General features: G+C 38.2%; 4 protein-coding genes and 1 pseudogene. 3 read left to right on the top strand and 2 right to left on the bottom strand.

Features of this window, described 5'->3' with window-relative positions; all coding sequences use genetic code 11:
• Window positions 1-480: 480 nt before the first annotated feature.
• A pseudogene (locus JCM17102_RS30510) lies at window positions 481-627 on the bottom strand (OprO/OprP family phosphate-selective porin); the annotation flags it as partial.
• Between the two features lie 671 nt (window positions 628-1298).
• Here JCM17102_RS30510 and JCM17102_RS20490 point away from each other — a divergent pair.
• The 3 genes from JCM17102_RS20490 (at window position 1299) to JCM17102_RS20500 (ending at window position 4993) form a co-directional block, all read left to right on the top strand.
• On the top strand, window positions 1299-2582 hold the full coding sequence (locus JCM17102_RS20490; protein ID WP_025076506.1) for a site-specific integrase: 1284 nt from the start codon (window positions 1299-1301) through the stop codon (window positions 2580-2582).
• Between the two features lie 69 nt (window positions 2583-2651).
• Window positions 2652-3950 carry a PDDEXK nuclease domain-containing protein gene (locus tag JCM17102_RS20495; protein WP_025076507.1) on the top strand — a complete coding sequence of 433 codons (1299 nt, stop codon included), beginning with the start codon at window positions 2652-2654 and terminating at the stop codon, window positions 3948-3950.
• Window positions 3951-3955: 5 nt separating this feature from the next.
• Complete coding sequence (locus tag JCM17102_RS20500; protein WP_008155691.1) at window positions 3956-4993, top strand: hypothetical protein; 1038 nt, start codon at window positions 3956-3958, stop codon at window positions 4991-4993.
• On the opposite strand, the gene JCM17102_RS31060 is transcribed toward JCM17102_RS20500, so the two are convergent.
• Window positions 4986-5191: hypothetical protein (locus tag JCM17102_RS31060; protein WP_206778288.1), on the bottom strand; the 206-nt coding region annotated here is incomplete at its 5' end. The genes JCM17102_RS20500 and JCM17102_RS31060 overlap by 8 nt on opposite strands.

Below are 5191 nucleotides of genomic sequence, written 5' to 3' on the forward strand. Positions count from 1 at the left end.
ATAAAATAATAGTCATACTTTTTTCAGATGCAATGAACTGCACCAAAGTCATCTTTTACCTTCCAATATTCTGTTAGTGATTCAGCTTTTGTCATTATCAAAGAAGTGAAATGATACCTGCAAACAAACATAATATTAGATTTAAGTTTTACAATTGCAATGTCAATATGGAATTTACCGATCAATTCAGGCTTAATAACAGGCCCACATTTTAAGTTCTGCAAATGCCCTATCAGAAATCCGGAAACATAGTAGTAGAATAGAAAATGTATCGTGTAATAATCATAGTGACAAATAACTCTGCAAGTTATAATTATCTACGCAAAATAAAGACAAATAAAGCTTTCAGACTTTGTTATTTTAACTTTATTTATACAAGCTATCATGTAATCTAACACTATTCTATCTTGTACAATAGCGAAATGATGGATTAATTAATATTTGAAACATCTTCTCAAGAATCCTACTAATTTTATAAACTTAGAAAATAAACTGAAACCGTCCTTGAATAACACTAAAATCGGAAGAAACAATCTCCTTTATATGTGCTCCGGGCAGAAAATAATTATAATTCAGTTTAATGCCAATATGTTTATTGAGATAATAATTAAGCCCGATAGAGATATCACCGACAACAGTCTTTTGTTACAACTTTTCTCTTCTGTTTCTCTGTATCAGATAAACCATAGCGCAAGTGAAAGCCACTGTGCATATCAATCGTACATAGCCTGATATAGGTTATCAATCAGATAACATATGATTTGGATTATAGTAGCCAAAAGATTATAATCGAATCCGAATGCTTCAATGTTATCAAAAGAAACGCAGCTCCTCCCCCCATAAGATAAAAAGTAAATCTGACATTTTTTTGTTTGAACTAAGCTCTGATTTTGCTTTAATAATCGTTTTCATTCTTTTTGTTTTTGATTTCAAAGGCAAAAGTAGTGTAGAGAAATAGCAGGAAGAATAAATTCCAAAAACTCATTTTATTCATTATCAAACAGATATAGCTATAATATTAATGTAATGTTCATGTAACGGAACTTTCTTATAAATGGAATAAAAATAGCCTGCTATTCATTGACGAATGACAGGCTATTATAACTTTACAAAATCTCTAACTTTTGCGGAGAGACGGGCTCTCGAACTTATACTTTCAGAAAATATCATAGAATTACAATTTACTGATAATCAAATATTAATCAAAATATAGAGTGAAAGTAAATCTTTCTAAATGTCTTTTGCTATCTCAAATATTGGGTGTATATTTGGGTGTAGAATTTCAAACGCACCCAATTATGAATATCAAACGTAACATCATTTTTGCATTGGAGAGCCGGAAAAAGAACGGTGTGCCAATCGTAGAGAACGTACCTATCCGTATGCGTGTCATCTTTGCCAGCCAACGCATCGAGTTTACAACGGGCTACCGGATTGACGTATCCAAATGGGATGCAGACAAGCAGCGGGTAAAGAATGGATGTATCAACAAGCTAAAGCAAAGTGCAGCCGAAATCAATACGGACTTGCTGAAATACTATGCCGAGATTCAAAACGTGTTCAAGGAATTTGAGGTACAGGAAACCATGCCGACCACCCAACAGCTAAAGGATGCGTTCAACCTGCGGATGAAAGATGCCAACGAAGAGCAGCTGGAAGAAACACAGATTAGTTTTTGGGAAGTATTCGATGAATTTGTAAAGGAGTGTGGCAATCAAAATAATTGGACGGCATCTACCTACGAGAAATTCTCAGCAGTGAAAAACCACCTCAAAGAGTTCAAGGAAGATATAACCTTTGAATACTTCAACGAGTTTGGATTGAACGAATATGTGAATTTCCTGCGTGACAAAAAGGACATGAGGAACAGTACCATCGGCAAACAGATGGGATTCCTCAAATGGTTTCTGCGCTGGAGCTTCAAGAAGGGTCATCATCAGAATATAGCATACGATACTTTCAAACCCAAATTGAAAACCACCTCTAAAAAGGTGATATTCCTGACTTGGGACGAATTGAACAGACTGAAAGATTATCAGATACCCAAAGACAAGCAGTATTTGGAACGTGTCAGGGATGTTTTCCTGTTCTGTTGCTTTACAAGTCTGCGATATTCGGATGTCCGTAACCTGAAAAGAAGTGATGTAAAGTCCGACCACATTGAAGTTACCACGGTCAAGACTGCGGATAGCTTGATAATTGAGCTGAACGACCACAGCAAAGCCATTCTTGAAAAATACAAGGAAATCCATTTTGAAAACCATATGGCACTGCCTGTTATCAGCAATCAGAAGATGAATGATTATCTGAAAGAACTGGGGGAACTGGCTGAAATCAATGAGCCTGTACGGGAGACTTATTATAAAGGAAATGAACGTATAGATGAAGTCACCCCGAAATACGCATTGCTAAGCACCCATGCAGGAAGAAGAACATTTATTTGCAATGCGCTGGCTCTCGGTATTCCGGCACAGGTCGTAATGAAATGGACGGGACACAGTGACTATAAAGCCATGAAACCCTACATTGACATAGCGGATGATATTAAGGCAAATGCCATGAACAAGTTTAACCAACTATAAAAGTATCAATCAGTTTCATGGATTATCCGCTATTTGAATTATATTTGCGACAACAATAAACATTGGAACATGGAAAACAACAAAGAACATCATATAGAAAGAACGAACTTTGACGCATTTGTTCATGCTGTCGGTTCGGAAATAGAACAGGCGCAAGTCAGGCTGATTACCGCAGCCAATGCGCAAATGCTGTTCCATTATTGGAAAATAGGAAACTATATCCTGTATCATCAGAACTTACAAGGCTGGGGAAGCAAAATCATCAAGCAACTGGCAAAGGCTATCCGGCTCAATTACCCTGAAAAGAAAGGCTATTCGGAACGTAACCTTACTTATATGTGCCAATTCGCACGGTCATATCCGCTGAACGTGCTACGAAGTTTCATTGATACGGATGCAAGGCTATCTGTTCCAAGCATACAGAAGGTCGCAGATGAAGTCTTGAAACTAAACAACGGACAATTTACGCAAGAACTTACTGCGCAAATACAATCCACTGATAGTCAGTTGTTAGAATTTACGCAAGAACCTCTTGCGCAAATTCAGAATGTTGCCAAAACTGTATCTGCCATTTACCGGATAACGATTGAGGATATAGAAAATTTATTTTTGGCATCCCCTGTTGCCAGAATAAATTGGGCAAGTCATGTAATTATGCTCAATAATTCGCTTCCATTAGGTGTAAAATATTGGTACATGAAACAATCGGTAGAAATGGGTTGGAGCAGCAATGTTCTTAAAATACAAATTGAAACCAATCTATATAACAGACAAATCAGTAACAACAAGGTAAACAATTTTACAGCCACACTTCCGGCACCACAAAGCGACCTTGCCAATTACCTGTTGAAAGACCCGTATATCTTCGATTTGGCAGGAGCGAAAGAAAAGGCAGACGAAAGGGACATAGAGGAACAACTGGTAAAACACGTTACCCGTTATTTGTTGGAAATGGGCAACGGTTTTGCCTTTGTCGCCCGGCAGAAGCATTTTCAAATTGGCAACAGCGATTTCTTTGCCGACTTGATTCTATATTCAATTCCGCTACACGCATACATTGTAGTGGAATTAAAGGCTACTCCATTCAAGCCGGAGTATGCAGGACAACTGAACTTCTACATCAATGTGGTGGATGACAAACTGAGGGGAGAAAATGACAACAAGACTATCGGGCTGTTGCTGTGCAAGGGAAAAGATGAAGTTGTGGCACAATACGCTTTGACAGGCTACGACCAGCCGATAGGTATCAGTGATTACCAGTTGAGCAAGGCTATACCCGAAAATTTGAAATCAGCTTTGCCAAGTGTGGAAGAGGTGGAAGAAGAACTGGCATCTTTCCTTGACAAGGACAATAATCCCCAAAATTGAGGTCTATGGCAGGAGAGATTAACAAACTGATTCCCCTATACGGAGAACTCAACAGGATATATAATGATTGGGTGACCAATTATGCTTTTTCTTTTGACAAGCAAAAATTCATCACCGATTTTTACAGGCAGCACAATGATACAAAGGCTTTTGAATCCGCTATCCTTGAACTGGTACTTGACAAGCATAAAGAACAATACACATTGATTCTCAATAGTTTAAAAATCGAAATAGAAAAGAATATACGGGCTTATGAAACAAAACCGCTGAATGATGACATCATAAAACGTGTGTGTTTTCACTACGCAGACAGACGTAATTCTGCAATTAGAGACCAGTTGGAGATTACCACCAAGTTGCACGAGCCTTTGAATGACGCATACCACAGATATGATTTCATTGGTTTTCGGGAGCATACGGACGAAGAAGAAATACAGGCAGAAAAGGAATATGAACGCTGCAAGGCTGAATACGACAAGGAAAAGAAGGAATTGGATAAACTCTATGAACTGCAAAAGCAAGACCAGAAAGAGGCTTTTCAATATATCGAAAACCTTTCCAGTGATGTTTACCGCCTAAGCCTTCTTTTCATGGAAGTCCTGAAAAAATACCTTCCTGATGATGTGGAAGAAAAACGACCGGAGGAATCAGTCGAGCAAAATGCGCAAGAAGAAGTACAGAATACACCGGAGGAACAGCATGAATATTTTGACATGAAGCCGCTTTCACCTATTTATGAAACCTGTGTCGGGGAACAGTTCGAAGCCATTACCATAGCGGACTTCTATGCCAATATAAATCTGTACCCCTGCAAGAATAGGTTAAAAATCAAGGCAAGGGAAAAGATACGGGTGTGTTACCTGATATTCCTGATGAGTGAAAAACTATCCAAGCAATACAGGGACGAATGGCGAGACAAGATATTGAAACTACTGGATATTGACGAGAGCTATTACAGGTCGAAGTACAAAGAACCCGTTTCCGATTTTCCGAGTGATAGCAACCAGAAATTCGCCAAAGAAATGGAAAGCATATTCAGATAATTCGTGATACATCCTGACATTCCACGAAATTACCACTTTTACCACTCAAATTAATTTTTGAGTGGTATTTTATTCTCTGATATTCAGATGAATAATAAGACATTCCATTTATATCAACCACATCCTTACCACTTATAACCATACCTAATTTTGCATCGTTCGAGAACAGAAATAACAGCCAGTGCGCAGGGCTGATTG

The sequence above is a fragment of the Bacteroides faecichinchillae JCM 17102 genome, from assembly GCF_000614145.1.
Taxonomy (GTDB): Bacteria; Bacteroidota; Bacteroidia; order Bacteroidales; family Bacteroidaceae; genus Bacteroides; species Bacteroides faecichinchillae.

Coding starts and splice junctions, on each gene's coding strand:
- JCM17102_RS20490 (WP_025076506.1), top strand. CDS start 1,299: ATGAATATCAAACGTAACATCATTTTTGCATTGGAGAGCCGGAAAAAG.
- JCM17102_RS20495 (WP_025076507.1), top strand. CDS start 2,652: ATGGAAAACAACAAAGAACATCATATAGAAAGAACGAACTTTGACGCA.
- JCM17102_RS20500 (WP_008155691.1), top strand. CDS start 3,956: ATGGCAGGAGAGATTAACAAACTGATTCCCCTATACGGAGAACTCAAC.